The following is a 15,094-nucleotide window of genomic DNA, read 5'->3' as shown; positions in this document are numbered from 1 at the left end:
ATGACCATTTTTAATAATTATGAAGTGTGGTTTGTGATTGGCAGCCAGCATTTGTACGGACCGGAAGCGTTGCAGCAGGTGACGAAACACGCGGAGCACGTTGTGAATGCGCTGAACGCGGAAGCCAAACTGCCGTGCAAACTGGTGCTGAAGCCGCTGGGGACTACCCCGGACGAAATCACTAACATCTGCCGCGATGCCAATTACGATGACAAATGCGCTGGCCTGGTGGTGTGGCTGCACACCTTCTCACCAGCCAAAATGTGGATCAACGGCCTGGCTATCCTCAACAAACCGCTGTTGCAATTCCACACGCAGTTCAACGCCTCCCTGCCGTGGGACAGCATCGACATGGACTTCATGAACCTGAACCAGACCGCGCACGGCGGCCGCGAGTTCGGCTTCATCGGCGCGCGCATGCGTCAACAGCATGCCGTGGTGACCGGCCACTGGCAGGATGGCCAGGCACAAAAACGCATTGGCTCCTGGATGCGTCAGGCGGTATCTAAGCAGGATACCCGTCACCTGAAAGTGGTGCGTTTCGGCGACAACATGCGCGAAGTGGCGGTCACCGACGGTGATAAAGTGGCCGCGCAGATTAAATTTGGCTTTTCCGTCAACACCTGGGCGGTGGGCGACCTGGTGCAGGTGGTGAATGACATCAGCGATGGCGACGTTAACGCGCTGGTGGACGAGTACGAAAGCAGCTACCGTCTGACGCCTGCGGCACAGGTCAACGGCGACAAGCGCCAGAATGTGATGGACGCGGCGCGCATCGAGCTGGGCATGAAGCGCTTCCTGGAACAGGGCGGCTTCCACGCTTTTACCACCACCTTTGAAGATCTCCACGGCCTGAAACAGCTCCCGGGTCTGGCGGTACAACGTCTGATGCAGCAGGGCTACGGCTTTGCGGGCGAAGGCGACTGGAAAACTGCCGCTCTGCTTCGCATCATGAAGGTGATGTCGACCGGTCTACAGGGCGGCACCTCTTTTATGGAAGACTACACCTACCACTTCGAGAACGGCAACGATCTGGTGCTCGGCTCGCACATGCTGGAAGTGTGTCCATCCATCGCGGTTGAAGAGAAACCGATCCTCGACGTGCAGTACCTCGGCATTGGCGGCAAAGCGGATCCGGCCCGTCTGATCTTCAACACCCGTACCGGCCCGGCCATTAACGCCAGCCTGATCGACCTCGGCGACCGTTTCCGCCTGCTGGTGAACTGCGTCGATGCGGTGGAAACTCCGCATTCTCTGCCGAAACTGCCGGTCGCCAACGCTTTGTGGAAAGCACAGCCTGACCTGCCAACCGCCTCGGAAGCCTGGATCCTGGCCGGCGGCGCGCACCACACCGTATTCAGCCACGCGCTTGACCTGAACGATATGCGTCAGTTTGCCGAGCTGCACGACATCGAACTGACCGTGATTGATAACGATACCCGTCTGCCAGCCTTTAAAGACGCGCTGCGCTGGAACGAAGTCTATTACGGTTCAAAACGCTAAGCCCTGAATGCCCGGTGGCACTTCGTTTACCGGGCCTACGGTTCTGTAGGCCGGATAAGCGAAGCGCCATCCGGCAGGAGACGACAATGTTAGAAGATCTCAAACGTCAGGTACTCGAAGCCAACCTGGCGCTGCCAAAACATAACCTGGTGACCCTGACCTGGGGCAACGTCAGCGCCGTTGACCGGGAAAAAGGGGTGTTCGTGATCAAGCCTTCCGGCGTGGATTACACGGTAATGACCGCAGAAGACATGGTGGTGGTCAGCATCGAAACGGGTGAAGTGGTTGAAGGCAATAAAAAGCCCTCCTCCGATACGCCCACTCACCGCCTGCTGTATCAGGCCTTCCCGACCATCGGTGGGATTGTGCATACCCATTCGCGTCACGCGACCATCTGGGCGCAGGCGGGCCAGCCTATTCCGGCGACCGGCACCACCCACGCGGACTACTTTTACGGCACCATTCCCTGCACGCGTCTGATGACCGATGCGGAGATCAACGGTGAGTACGAATGGGAAACCGGGAACGTGATCGTCGAAACCTTCGAAAAACAGGGAATCGACGCGGCGCAAATGCCCGGCGTGCTGGTGCACTCCCACGGCCCGTTTGCCTGGGGTAAAAACGCGGAGGACGCGGTGCACAACGCGATCGTGCTGGAGGAAGTCGCCTATATGGGGATCTTCTGCCGCCAGATGGCACCGCAGCTGCCGGACATGCAGCAAACCCTGCTGGATAAGCATTACCTGCGTAAGCACGGTGCGAAAGCCTACTACGGGCAGTAAACCTTTGCCCGGTGGCGCTGCGCTTACCGTGAGTGCGGAACCTCTAGGCCGGATAAGCGCAGCGCCATCCGACTGAACAGGCACTGTATAAAACCCCAGCAAACACCCCTCAACCAGGCTATAATCAGGCCTGGTTTTGTTTTATGGGATAACGCCGTGACGCAGGCGCAAGAAGGCTTTTTACTGACCAGACACTGGCGGGATACCCCTCAGGGTACTGAGGTTGAATTCTGGCTGGCAACGGACAACGGCCCGCTAAACGTTACGCTCCCGCCGCAGGAGTCCGTGGCCTTTATTCCTGAAGCTCACGTCGAGAAAGTGAAACAAATGCTGCGCGGCGAAAACGGCTGGCGCATAACCCCGCTTGAACTGAAAGATTTCCACCGCCAGCCGGTTTACGGCCTCTATTGCCGCGCCCATCGCCAGTTAATGCGCTATGAAAAACTGCTCCGTGAAGCGGGCGTGACGCTTTACGAGGCCGACATTCGCCCGCCTGAACGCTTTCTGATGGAGCGGTTTATCACCGCCCCCGTCTGGGTAGATGGCACCGCGCAAAATGGCAGGATCGTTAACGCGCGCCTCAAGCCTAGCCCGAATTATCGCCCCCCGCTCAAATGGGTCTCGCTGGATATCGAAACCACCCGCCACGGCGAACTGTACTGCATTGGTCTGGAAGGCTGTGGGCAGCGAGTTGTCTATATGCTCGGGCCGCCAAACGGCGATGCGTCCGCGCTGGACTTTAATCTGGAGTACGTCAACAGCCGCCCGCAACTGCTGGAGAAGCTTAACCAGTGGTTTGCCGAGCACGATCCGGATGTTCTGATCGGCTGGAACGTAGTGCAGTTTGACCTGCGCGTGCTGCAAAAACATGCCGAGCGTTACCGTATCCCGCTGATGCTGGGGCGCGGAAACAGCGAGCTGGAGTGGCGCGAGCATGGTTTTAAGAACGGTATTTTCTTCGCGCAGGCCAATGGTCGCCTGATTATCGACGGCATCGAGGCGCTGAAATCCGCCTTCTGGAACTTCTCTTCCTTCTCGCTGGAAGCGGTCGCCCAGGAACTGCTCGGCGAAGGTAAATCCATCGACAATCCCTGGGACCGAATGGACGAGATCGACCGGCGCTTTAATGAAGATAAACCCGCGCTCGCCACCTATAACCTGAAAGATTGCGAGCTGGTGACGCAGATCTTCCACAAAACCGAGATCATGCCCTTCCTGCTGGAGCGGGCGACGGTGAACGGCCTTGCGGTCGACAGGCACGGCGGCTCGGTAGCGGCCTTCAGCCACCTCTATTTCCCGCGGATGCACCGGGCGGGCTATGTCGCCCCTAACCTCGGCGACGTGCCGCCGCAGGCCAGCCCCGGCGGTTACGTGATGGATTCACGGCCCGGGCTGTATGACTCGGTGCTGGTGCTGGATTATAAAAGCCTGTATCCATCCATTATCCGCACGTTTCTGATTGATCCGGTGGGGCTGGTGGAGGGGATGGCGCAGCCAGACGATGCGCACAGCACCGAAGGTTTTCTTGGAGCACGCTTCTCGCGGGAAAAACACTGCCTGCCCGAAATTGTGGGAAACATCTGGCACGGCCGCGATGAGGCCAAGCGCCACGGCAACAAGCCGCTCTCACAGGCGCTGAAAATCATTATGAACGCCTTTTACGGCGTGCTGGGTACCAGTGCCTGCCGCTTCTTTGATCCCCGTCTGGCGTCGTCCATCACCATGCGCGGGCACGAGATTATGCGCCAGACCAAAGCGCTGATTGAATCCCGGGGCTATGATGTGATTTATGGCGATACAGACTCCACCTTTGTCTGGCTGAAAGCCGCCCATTCGGAAGACGACGCCGCACAAATCGGCAAAGATCTGGTCGCCTTTGTGAACGACTGGTGGCGCGAAAGTTTGCAAAAAGAGCGGTTAACCAGCGCGTTAGAGCTGGAGTTTGAAAACCATTTTGCCCGCTTTTTAATGCCGACCATTCGCGGAACCGACCAGGGCAGCAAGAAGCGCTACGCCGGGCTGATTCAGGAAGGTGACACGCAGCGGATGGTGTTTAAAGGGCTGGAGACAGTGCGCACCGACTGGACGCCGCTGGCACAGCAGTTCCAGCAGACGCTCTACCTGCGGGTGTTCCGCAATGAGCCTTATCAGGATTATGTGCGCGACACCATCGCCAGCCTGATGGCGGGTGAACTGGATGACCAGCTGGTGTATCGCAAGCGCCTGCGCCGCCCGCTGGCCGAATATCAACGTAACGTTCCTCCCCACGTACGCGCCGCGCGGCTGGCGGATGAAGAGAACGTTCGCCGGGGCCGTGCGCCGCAGTATCAGAACCGGGGAACGATCAAATACGTCTGGACCACTAACGGCCCGGAACCCGTTGATTACCAGCAGTCTCCGCTTGATTACGATCACTACCTGACCCGCCAGCTTCAGCCGGTTGCGGAGGGAATTTTACCGTTCATCAATGACGACTTTGCTACACTAGTGACAGGACAACTTGGGCTATTTTGACGCGTGACGAAACCGTTGCCATCCAGTACCATAGCGCCCTTTCCATTCCCGGACCCATTTTTCGATGACCGTCTTTTTTGACGGGGTCGAACTATTGCCTGCAATTAAAGATTAGAGCCGAACAACTATGCCTTTTACACTTGGTCAACGCTGGATCAGCGATACAGAAAGCGAACTTGGATTAGGAACCGTCGTTGCCGTCGATGCGCGCATGGTTACCCTCCTTTTCCCTGCTACCGGTGAAAACCGCCTGTACGCTCGCAATGACTCCCCTGTTACCCGCGTAATGTTCAATCCGGGCGACACCGTGACCAGCCACGAAGGCTGGCAGCTGAAGGTTGAAGACGTAAAAGAAGAGAATGGACTGCTCGCCTACATCGGTACGCGTCTTGATACCGACGAGACGAATGTTATCCTGCGTGAAGTGCTGCTCGACAGCAAACTGGTTTTCAGCAAGCCGCAGGACCGTCTGTTTGCCGGGCAAATCGACCGAATGGATCGCTTCTCTCTGCGCTACCGCGCGCGTAAGTTCCAGAGTGAACAGTACCGCATGCCGTGGAGCGGCCTGCGCGGTCAGCGTACCAGCCTTATTCCCCATCAGCTGAATATCGCCCATGACGTGGGCCGTCGCCATGCGCCTCGCGTGCTGCTGGCTGACGAAGTGGGCCTGGGTAAAACCATCGAAGCAGGCATGATCCTGCACCAGCAGCTGCTCTCTGGCGCTGCCGAGCGCGTGCTGATTGTGGTGCCGGAAACGCTGCAACACCAGTGGCTGGTCGAGATGCTGCGCCGCTTTAACCTGCGCTTCTCCCTGTTCGACGACGAGCGCTATGCCGAAGCCCAGCACGACGCGGACAACCCGTTTGAAACCGAACAGTTGGTCATTTGTTCCCTGGACTTCGTGCGCCGCAGCAAGCAACGCCTGGAGCATCTGTGCGACGCTGAATGGGATCTGATGGTCGTCGACGAAGCACACCACCTCGTCTGGAGCGAGGACGCGCCAAGCCGCGAATACATGGCGATTGAGCAGCTTGCCGAGCGCGTACCAGGCGTTCTGCTTCTGACCGCCACCCCGGAGCAGCTGGGTCTTGAGAGCCACTTCGCCCGTCTGCGCCTGCTCGATCCGAACCGTTTCCACGATTTTGAGCAGTTTGTTGAAGAGCAGAAAAACTATCGTCCGGTGGCGGACGCCGTCGCGCTGCTGCTGGCCGGTAATCGTCTCTCTAATGATGAACTTAACACCCTCAGCGATCTTATCGGCGAGCAGGATATTGAGCCGCTGCTTCAGGCCGCGAACAGCGACAGCGATAATGCGGGATCTGCGCGTAAAGAGCTGATCGACATGCTGATGGACCGCCACGGCACCAGCCGCGTGCTGTTCCGTAACACCCGTAACGGTGTAAAAGGCTTCCCGAAACGCGAACTGCACACCATCAAATTGCCGCTGCCGACCCAGTACCAGACGGCGATCAAAGTCTCCGGCATTATGGGCACCCGTAAATCTGCGGAAGATCGCGCGCGCGACATGCTCTATCCGGAGCAGATTTATCAGGAATTTGAAGGCGACACTGGCACCTGGTGGAACTTCGATCCGCGCGTGGAGTGGTTGATGGGTTATCTGACCGCGCACCGTTCCCGGAAGGTGCTGGTGATCTGCGCCAAGGCAGCCACCGCCCTGCAACTTGAACAAGTGCTGCGCGAGCGCGAAGGTATTCGCGCCGCCGTGTTCCATGAAGGCATGTCTATTATCGAGCGCGACCGCGCTGCGGCGTGGTTTAGTGAAGAGGACAGCGGCGCGCAGGTTCTGCTGTGCTCCGAAATCGGTTCTGAAGGCCGTAACTTCCAGTTCGCCAGCAATCTGGTGATGTTCGATCTGCCGTTTAACCCAGATCTGCTTGAGCAGCGTATCGGCCGTCTGGATCGTATCGGTCAGGCGCACGATATCCAGATCCACGTTCCGTATCTGGAGAAAACCGCCCAGTCCGTTCTGGTTCGCTGGTACCACGAAGGCCTGGATGCGTTTGAACATACCTGCCCGACCGGCCGCACCATTTACGATCAGGTGCATGCAGACCTGATCGGTTACCTTGCGGCGCCGGAAAACACCGAGGGCTTTGATGAGCTGATCAAATCCTGTCGAGAGAAGCACGACGCGCTGAAAGCCCAGCTGGAGCAGGGGCGCGATCGCCTGCTGGAGATCCACTCCAACGGCGGTGAAAAAGCGCAGCAGCTGGCCGAAAGTATTGAAGAACAGGACGATGACACCAGCCTGATTAGCTTCTCCATGAACCTGTTCGACATCGTCGGCATTAACCAGGACGATCGCGGCGAGAACATGATCGTGCTGACCCCGTCCGATCATATGCTGGTGACGGATTTCCCGGGCCTGCCGGAAGACGGCTGCACCATCACCTTTGAGCGTGATGTGGCGCTGTCCCGCGAAGACGCACAGTTCATCACCTGGGAGCACCCGCTGATCCGCAATGGCCTGGATCTGATCCTCTCAGGCGATACCGGCAGCAGCACCATCTCCCTGTTGAAGAACAAAGCCTTACCTGTGGGCACGCTGCTGGTGGAGCTGATCTACGTTGTGGAAGCGCAGGCGCCGAAACAGCTTCAGCTTAACCGCTTCCTGCCGCCAACCCCGGTGCGTCTGCTGCTGGATAAAAACGGTACGAACCTGGCCGGTCAGGTGGAGTTTGAAAGCTTCAACCGTCAGCTGAGCGCGGTGAACCGCCATACCGGCAGCAAGCTGGTGAATGCGGTGCAGCAGGACGTGCATGCCATTCTGCAACTGGGTGAAGCCCAGGCCGAAAAAGCGGCCAGAGAACTGATCGATGCGGCGCGTAGCGAAGCCGATGAGAAGCTTTCTGCCGAGCTGTCGCGCCTGGAAGCGTTGAAAGCGGTGAACCCGAACATTCGTGACGATGAGCTGGCCGCCATTGAGAGCAACCGCCAGCAGGTGCTGGAAAGCCTGAATCAGGCGGGGTGGCGTCTCGACGCCCTGCGTCTTATCGTTGTGACGCATCAGTAAGCGGAGCGCAAGATGGTAATGGAGCCCTACAATCCCCCGATGGATCCGTGGCTGGTCATTCTGTATCAGGATGAGCACATTATGGTAGTTAACAAGCCGAGCGGCTTGTTATCCGTGCCGGGACGTCTGGAAGAGCATAAAGACAGCGTGATGACGCGTATCCAGCGTGATTATCCCCAGGCCGAGTCTGTCCATCGTCTGGATATGGCGACCAGCGGCGTGATTGTGGTGGCTCTGAATAAAGCGGCAGAACGCGAGCTGAAGCGTCAGTTCCGCGAGCGCGAGCCGAAGAAGCAGTATGTCGCGCGCGTCTGGGGTCATCCGGCGCAGGCGGAAGGGCTGGTGGATTTACCGCTGATTTGCGACTGGCCGAACCGGCCAAAGCAGAAGGTGTGTTATGAAACCGGCAAGGCCGCGCAAACCGAGTATGAAGTGCTGGAGTACGCGCCGGATAACACCGCGCGCGTCCTGCTAAAGCCGATTACCGGGCGCTCCCACCAGCTGCGTGTGCATATGCTTGCGATGGGTCACCCGATTCTGGGGGACAGATTCTATGCGCCGCCGGAAGCGCTGGCCTTAGCGCCGCGCCTGCAACTGCATGCGCAGACGCTCACCATTACCCACCCTGCTTTCGGCAACGCCATGACGTTCAAAGCCCCGGTGGACTTCTGAAAAAATGGCCCGACACTGTCGGGCCATTTTTTATTTAAAACCTTTCTGCTCTTTAATCAGCTCGTAGGCTTTCTGAATTTCCTGCGCTTTTTGCTTCGCCATCTCCATCATCTCTGGCGGCAGGCCTTTCGCCACCAGCTTATCCGGATGGTGCTCGCTCATCAGCTTACGATAGGCGCGTTTGATGGTCGTGACATCGTCAGACGGCTTCACGCCGAGGACGTTGCAGGCATCTTCAAGCGTGGGGCCACGCTGCGCCTGCTGCCAGCCGCCGGAGGAGTGCTGTTGCTGATAACCACCGCCAAACTGCGCGCCGCCCTGCATCATACGCAGGAACTGGTCGAACTGCATGCGGGAAATGCCCAGCTCTTCGGCAATCACATATAAAACGTCCCGTTCATTCGGATGCAGAGAACCATCCGCGAAGGCGGCCTGGATTTGAATTTCCAGAAACATCCGAATTAAATCAAAACGCCCGAAACAGATGCTACGGAACTGCCGCATTTTTTCACGCAGCGGGTAGTTATCTGATTTACCAATCCGGAACGCATTCTGCGCCGCGATGCGGGATTCGCCGTGCAGATTCATGCGATCCATAAAGACGCTGGCCACCTGAATATCGGCTTCCGTTACGCGCCCTTTTGATTTGGTTAAGTGCCCCATCACCTCGAAGGTGGTGGAGAAAAAGAGTGACTGGCGCTCGCGCTGGTTGGCAAACCAGGCCATTTTGCGGCTGCGTGCTTTATCAAACATATGGCCGATAATGAGGCCAAGAACGACACCCCAGAATCCGGCACCCATAATAATTGCGAACGCAACGCCGATTATTTTACCCCAATACTGCATATACTCCCCGAATGGTCATGTTCCTGGCCGACGCAACGCCATCATTACAGTGGTCGCGCCACGGTCAATTGAGGGACATCGCCTATAATTTGCATTATCATACTCGTCATTCGATAGCGAGCCTAACACTCTGGCGCGCAAACGGGCAGGATTAACGCTGGTACTGCGCTGATGAGTAAGATAGTCTCTGAGCGTTTGTAAGCCGTAGCCACTGATGACGGAACAATAAAATACAACGTATGAAAAAACGTATCCCCACCCTTCTGGCCACAATGATTGGCACCGCCCTGTATAGCCAACAGGGGCTCGCAGCCGATCTCGCCTCGCAGTGTATGCTTGGCGTCCCAAGTTACAATCGCCCACTGGTGAAAGGCGATACGAATGACTTACCCGTCACCATTAATGCCGACAGCGCAAAAGGTAATTATCCTGACAATGCAACCTTTACGGGCAATGTCGATATTAACCAGGGCAACAGTCGCCTGCTTGCTGACGAAGTGCAATTGCACCAGAAGCAACCGGAAGGTGCTCAGGCGCCTGTCCGTACGGTGGATGCGCTGGGTAATGTGCACTATGACGACAATCAGGTCATCCTGAAAGGTCCGAAAGCCTGGTCGAATCTGAATACCAAAGACACCAACGTCTGGGAAGGTGATTACCAGATGGTCGGTCGTCAGGGGCGCGGTACCGCGGACCTGATGAAGCAGCGCGGCGAAAACCGCTACACCATTCTCGAAAACGGCACGTTTACCTCCTGTTTGCCAGGGTCAAATACCTGGAGCGTTGTGGGCAGTGAAGTGATCCACGACCGTGAAGAACAGGTTGCAGAGATCTGGAACGCTCGTTTTAAACTCGGCCCGGTGCCCATTTTCTATAGTCCTTACCTGCAACTGCCCGTGGGTGACAAACGTCGTTCAGGTTTCCTGATCCCGAACGCCAAGTACAGCACATCGAACTACTTTGAGTTCTACCTGCCGTACTACTGGAACATTGCGCCCAACATGGACGCCACGATCACGCCGCACTATATCCATAAGCGCGGCAACATCATGTGGGAGAACGAATTCCGCTATCTGACCAAGGCGGGCGCGGGTCTGATGGAATTTGATTATCTGCCATCAGATAAGGTCTTCCAGGACGAACATCCAAGCGAAGGTGATAAGCACCGCTGGATGTACTACTGGAAGCACGCCGGGGTATTGGATCAGGTGTGGCGCTTCAACATCGACTACACCAAAGTCAGCGATCCGTATTACTTCAACGACTTTGATTCTAAATACGGCTCCAGTACCGACGGTTACGCCACGCAGAAATTCAGCGTGGGCTACGCCATTGAGAACTTTGACGCGACGGTGTCGACCAAACAGTTCCAGGTATTTGATACGCAAACAAACAGCACCTACGGTGCAGAGCCGCAGCTGGACGTGAACTGGTACCAGAACGATGTGGGTCCTTTCGACACGCGCGTTTACGCTCAGGCGGTCCATTTCGTCAACACCAACTCAGATATGCCGGAAGCTACGCGTCTGCATATCGAGCCGACGATCAACCTGCCGTGGTCAAACGACTGGGCTAGCCTGAATACCGAAGCCAAAGTGATGGCCACCCACTACCAGCAGAAAAATATTGATAAATACAATGCGAATCCGAACAACGCGAACGATCTTGCAGATTCAGTAAACCGTGTCCTCCCTCAGTTTAAAATGGACGGCAAGCTCATTTTCGAACGCGATATGGGCATGCTCGCGGATGGATATACCCAGACGCTTGAGCCACGTATGCAGTATCTGTACGTGCCTTATCGCGATCAGAGCAAGATTCAAAACTACGACTCGTCTTTACTGCAATCTGACTATAGCGGCCTGTTCCGCGACCGTACCTACGGCGGCCTTGACCGTATTGCGTCTGCTAACCAGTTAACGACCGGCGTCACAACGCGTATATATGATGATGCTGCCGTTGAACGTTTTAACGTTTCTGTTGGTCAAATCTACTATTTCACAGAATCACGCACTGGCGATGATAAAATTCAGTGGGAGAAAGACAACAAAACGGGCTCACTGGTATGGGCGGGCGACACTTACTGGCGCATGACGAATCGTTGGGGTCTGCGCGGTGGTGTTCAGTACGATACTCGACTGGACAATATCGCGACGGGCAGCGCTGCCATCGAGTATCGTCGTGATGAAGACCGTATGTTGCAGTTGACATACCGATACGCCAGCCCGGAATACATTCAGGCGACACTGCCTAATTATTCCACTTCCGACCCATACAAAGACGGTATTTCACAGGTGGGTACCGCCGCGAGCTGGCCGATTGCCGATCGTTGGTCAGTCGTCGGGGCCTACTACTATGACACGAATGCCCAAAAACCTGCTGACCAGATGCTGGGTCTGCAATATAACTCCTGCTGTTACGCAATACGTGTCGGTTACGAACGCAAACTTAACGGTTGGGATACGCAAAACAGTCAGGGTAAATACGATAACGTGATTGGCTTTAATATCGAGTTGCGCGGCCTGAGTTCTAACTACGGTCTGGGCACGCAGCAGATGCTGCGCTCGAACATTCTGCCGTATCGTAGTTCATTGTAATATGCTTGATTTACAACGTAATCCGCTTTGCGGTTAATTGAAATGGAAAAAGTATGAAGAACTGGAAAACGCTGCTACTCGGTGTCGCTATGGTTGCGAATACCAGCTTCGCGGCCCCACAGGTTGTCGATAAAGTCGCGGCTGTGGTTAACAACGGCGTCGTGCTTGAAAGTGACGTTGACGGTTTGATGAAATCTGTAAAGCTCAACTCGGGCCAGGCAGGTCAACAACTTCCGGATGACGCTACGCTGCGCCACCAGATCCTGGAACGTCTGATCATGGATCAGATTGTCCTGCAAATGGGCCAGAAAATGGGTGTGAAGATCTCTGACGAGCAGCTCGATCAGGCGATCGCCAACATTGCAAAGCAGAACAACATTACCCCGGACCAGATGCGTAGCCGCCTCGCCTATGACGGCATCAGCTACGCCACCTACCGCAATCAGATCCGTAAAGAGATGCTGATTTCAGAAGTGCGTAATAATGAAGTCCGTCGCCGCGTCACCATCCTGCCGCAGGAAGTGGATGCCCTGGCAAAACAGGTGGGGAATCAGAATGATGCCAGCACCGAGCTTAACCTGAGCCACATCCTGATCCCACTGCCGGAAAACCCAACCTCCGATCAGGCGGCAGAGGCGGAAAGCCAGGCGCGCGCTATCGTTGAGCAGGCGCGTAATGGCGATGACTTCGGCAAGCTGGCGATCACCTATTCCGCTGACCAGCAGGCGCTGAAAGGCGGCCAGATGGGCTGGGGGCGTATTCAGGAGCTGCCATCCCTGTTTGCCCAGGCGCTGAGCACCGCGAAGAAAGGCGATATCGTCGGTCCAATCCGTTCCGGTGTGGGCTTCCACATTCTGAAAGTGAACGACCTGCGCGGCCAGAGCCAGAACATTTCGGTTACTGAAGTTCACGCGCGTCATATCCTGCTTAAGCCGTCTCCGATCATGACTGACGATCAGGCCCGTGCGAAGCTGGAACAGATCGCCGCAGACATCAAGAGCGGTAAAACCACCTTCGATAAAGCAGCAAAAGAGTTCTCTCAGGATCCTGGCTCTGCAAACCAGGGCGGTGACCTGGGTTGGGCGGCCGCTGATATTTACGATCCGGCTTTCCGCGATGCGTTAATGAAGCTGAATAAAGGCCAGATGAGCGCGCCGGTACACTCCTCCTTCGGCTGGCATCTGATCCAGCTGATGGACACGCGCAACGTGGATAAAACCGACGCGGCGCAGAAAGACCGCGCGTATCGCATGCTGTTTAACCGTAAGTTCTCTGAAGAAGCCGCAACCTGGATGCAGGAACAACGCGCCAGCGCTTACGTGAAAGTGTTGAGCAACTGATGAAACCGCATCGTGTTGTGATCACCCCCGGCGAACCCGCCGGGATTGGGCCTGACCTGGTGGTTCAGCTCGCCCAGCGCAGCTGGCCGGTAGAGTTGGTTGTCTGTGCAGATGCAACACTGTTACAAGACCGGGCAGCTTTGCTCGGTCTGCCTTTAACGCTCCTCCCTTACGTTGAAGGCCAACAGCCCGCACCGCAGCAGTCTGGTACTCTCACCCTGCTTTCTGTTCCGCTCCGTGCGCCTGTTGTCCCCGGCGAGTTACACACCGAAAACGGCCACTACGTTGTCGAGACGCTGGCGCGCGCCTGTGACGGTTGCCTTCAGGGCGAATTTGCCGCCCTGATCACCGGTCCGGTGCATAAAGGCGTGATCAATGACGCGGGCATTCCGTTTACCGGGCATACCGAATTTTTCGAAGAGCGTTCGCACAGCCCGAAAGTGGTGATGATGCTGGCAACCGAAGCAATGCGCGTTGCGCTGGTAACAACGCACCTGCCGATCAAAGCCATTCCGGATGCCATTACGCCTGAACTCCTGCGTGAGATCATTGGCATTTTGCATCACGATCTGCAAACCAAATTCGGCATTCCGCAGCCGCATGTGCTGGTTTGCGGCCTGAATCCGCACGCGGGTGAAGGCGGACATATGGGCACCGAAGAGATAGACACCATCATTCCGGTGCTTGAGGAGATGCGGGCGAAGGGGATGAACCTCAGCGGGCCTCTGCCTGCCGACACCCTTTTCCAGCCCAAATACCTGGATAATGCCGACGCCGTACTCGCGATGTACCACGATCAGGGTCTGCCCGTGCTAAAATACCAGGGCTTTGGCCGCGGGGTGAATATCACCCTCGGTTTACCCTTTATTCGAACGTCCGTTGACCACGGTACTGCGCTGGATCTGGCAGGCCAGGGAAAAGCGGATGTCGGCAGTTTTATTACGGCGCTTAATCTCGCCATCAAAATGATTGTTAATACTCAATGACTAATCGAGTCCATCAGGGCCACTTAGCCCGTAAACGCTTCGGGCAAAACTTCCTCAACGATCAGTTTGTGATCGACAGTATCGTTTCTGCCATTAATCCGCAGAAAGGTCAGGCCATGGTCGAAATCGGCCCGGGACTTGCCGCGCTGACCGAGCCGGTAGGCGAACGCCTCGACGAACTGACCGTTATCGAACTCGACCGCGATCTGGCCGCGCGTCTGCAAACGCACCCGTTCCTCGGGCCGAAGCTGACGATTTATCAGCAGGATGCGATGACCATGAACTTTGGCGAACTGTCAGAAAAAATGGGACAGCCGCTGCGCGTGTTCGGTAACCTGCCGTACAACATCTCCACCCCGCTGATGTTCCATCTGTTTAGCTATACTGATGCCATTGCCGACATGCACTTCATGTTGCAAAAAGAGGTCGTTAACCGTCTGGTTGCAGGGCCGAACAGTAAAGCGTATGGTCGTTTAAGCGTGATGGCGCAATATTACTGCAACGTGATCCCGGTATTAGAAGTACCGCCTTCCGCATTCACGCCACCGCCAAAGGTAGATTCTGCGGTTGTGCGCCTGGTGCCACATAAAACGATGCCGTACCCGGTCAAAGACCTGCGCGTGCTGAGCCGTATCACGACAGAAGCCTTTAACCAGCGCCGTAAAACGATTCGTAACAGCCTTGGCAATCTGTTTACCGTTGACGTATTAGCTGAGTTGGGCATCGACCCGGCAATGCGTGCGGAAAATATTTCCGTAGAGCAGTACTGCAAGCTGGCTAATTACATCAGCGACAATGCGCCGCCGAAGGAGAGCTAAGC

At 56.3% G+C, this 15,094-nt stretch carries 10 protein-coding genes; 9 read left to right on the top strand and 1 reads right to left on the bottom strand.

The features are described from left to right. The 5 genes from araA to rluA all read left to right on the top strand — a co-directional run bounded on the left by araA (nt 1) and on the right by rluA (nt 8,505). Complete coding sequence (gene araA, locus RY075_RS04125) at nt 1-1,503, top strand: L-arabinose isomerase (protein WP_045330932.1); 1,503 nt, start codon at nt 1-3, stop codon at nt 1,501-1,503. 86 nt (nt 1,504-1,589) lie between these two features. Then, nucleotides 1,590-2,285, top strand: coding sequence for an L-ribulose-5-phosphate 4-epimerase (gene araD, locus RY075_RS04120; RefSeq protein ID WP_045330930.1), 696 nt, complete (start codon nt 1,590-1,592; stop codon nt 2,283-2,285). 156 nt (nt 2,286-2,441) lie between these two features. Next, complete coding sequence (polB, locus tag RY075_RS04115; protein WP_338628199.1) at nt 2,442-4,799, top strand: DNA polymerase II; 2,358 nt, start codon at nt 2,442-2,444, stop codon at nt 4,797-4,799. A gap of 127 nt (nt 4,800-4,926) precedes the next feature. Continuing rightward, a complete protein-coding gene (rapA, locus tag RY075_RS04110) occupies nt 4,927-7,833 on the top strand; it encodes an RNA polymerase-associated protein RapA (RefSeq protein ID WP_338628198.1) in 2,907 nt (968 codons plus the stop codon). Between the two features lie 12 nt (nt 7,834-7,845). Further along, complete coding sequence (gene rluA / locus RY075_RS04105) at nt 7,846-8,505, top strand: bifunctional tRNA pseudouridine(32) synthase/23S rRNA pseudouridine(746) synthase RluA (RefSeq protein WP_003856412.1); 660 nt, start codon at nt 7,846-7,848, stop codon at nt 8,503-8,505. A gap of 30 nt (nt 8,506-8,535) precedes the next feature. Here the strand turns inward: rluA and djlA are convergent, their stop codons facing one another. Continuing rightward, nucleotides 8,536-9,351 (bottom strand): co-chaperone DjlA, encoded by an 816-nt coding sequence (djlA, locus tag RY075_RS04100; protein ID WP_023315375.1) that lies wholly within the window; start codon nt 9,349-9,351, stop codon nt 8,536-8,538. A 239-nt stretch (nt 9,352-9,590) separates the two neighbouring features. Here djlA and lptD point away from each other — a divergent pair, with 239 nt between their 5' ends. The 4 genes from lptD to rsmA are packed head-to-tail and all read left to right on the top strand — an operon-like array spanning nt 9,591 to nt 15,092. Next, complete coding sequence (lptD, locus tag RY075_RS04095; RefSeq protein ID WP_048241407.1) at nt 9,591-11,948, top strand: LPS assembly protein LptD; 2,358 nt, start codon at nt 9,591-9,593, stop codon at nt 11,946-11,948. A gap of 53 nt (nt 11,949-12,001) precedes the next feature. Further along, the gene (gene surA, locus RY075_RS04090; protein ID WP_003856417.1) at nt 12,002-13,288 is read left to right on the top strand and encodes a peptidylprolyl isomerase SurA; all 1,287 of its coding nucleotides are present in this window, start codon (nt 12,002-12,004) and stop codon (nt 13,286-13,288) included. After that, on the top strand, nt 13,285-14,274 hold the full coding sequence (gene pdxA, locus RY075_RS04085; protein ID WP_161353900.1) for a 4-hydroxythreonine-4-phosphate dehydrogenase PdxA: 990 nt from the start codon (nt 13,285-13,287) through the stop codon (nt 14,272-14,274). The genes surA and pdxA overlap by 4 nt, the downstream gene beginning before the upstream one ends. Next, entirely contained in the window at nt 14,271-15,092 is an 822-nt protein-coding gene (rsmA, locus tag RY075_RS04080; protein ID WP_003856423.1) for a 16S rRNA (adenine(1518)-N(6)/adenine(1519)-N(6))-dimethyltransferase RsmA, read from the top strand. Before pdxA ends, rsmA begins: the two co-directional genes overlap by 4 nt. Nucleotides 15,093-15,094: the final 2 nt, after the last annotated feature.

It is taken from the genome of Enterobacter sp. JJBC, from assembly GCF_036936505.1.
GTDB classification, from domain to species: domain Bacteria; phylum Pseudomonadota; class Gammaproteobacteria; order Enterobacterales; family Enterobacteriaceae; genus Enterobacter; species Enterobacter hormaechei_C.
This window is presented reverse-complemented; position numbering and strand designations above follow the sequence as displayed.

Coding starts and splice junctions, on each gene's coding strand:
- djlA (WP_023315375.1), bottom strand. CDS start 9,351: ATGCAGTATTGGGGTAAAATAATCGGCGTTGCGTTCGCAATTATTATG.
- araA (WP_045330932.1), top strand. CDS start 1: ATGACCATTTTTAATAATTATGAAGTGTGGTTTGTGATTGGCAGCCAG.
- rluA (WP_003856412.1), top strand. CDS start 7,846: ATGGTAATGGAGCCCTACAATCCCCCGATGGATCCGTGGCTGGTCATT.
- araD (WP_045330930.1), top strand. CDS start 1,590: ATGTTAGAAGATCTCAAACGTCAGGTACTCGAAGCCAACCTGGCGCTG.
- rsmA (WP_003856423.1), top strand. CDS start 14,271: ATGACTAATCGAGTCCATCAGGGCCACTTAGCCCGTAAACGCTTCGGG.
- surA (WP_003856417.1), top strand. CDS start 12,002: ATGAAGAACTGGAAAACGCTGCTACTCGGTGTCGCTATGGTTGCGAAT.
- rapA (WP_338628198.1), top strand. CDS start 4,927: ATGCCTTTTACACTTGGTCAACGCTGGATCAGCGATACAGAAAGCGAA.
- lptD (WP_048241407.1), top strand. CDS start 9,591: ATGAAAAAACGTATCCCCACCCTTCTGGCCACAATGATTGGCACCGCC.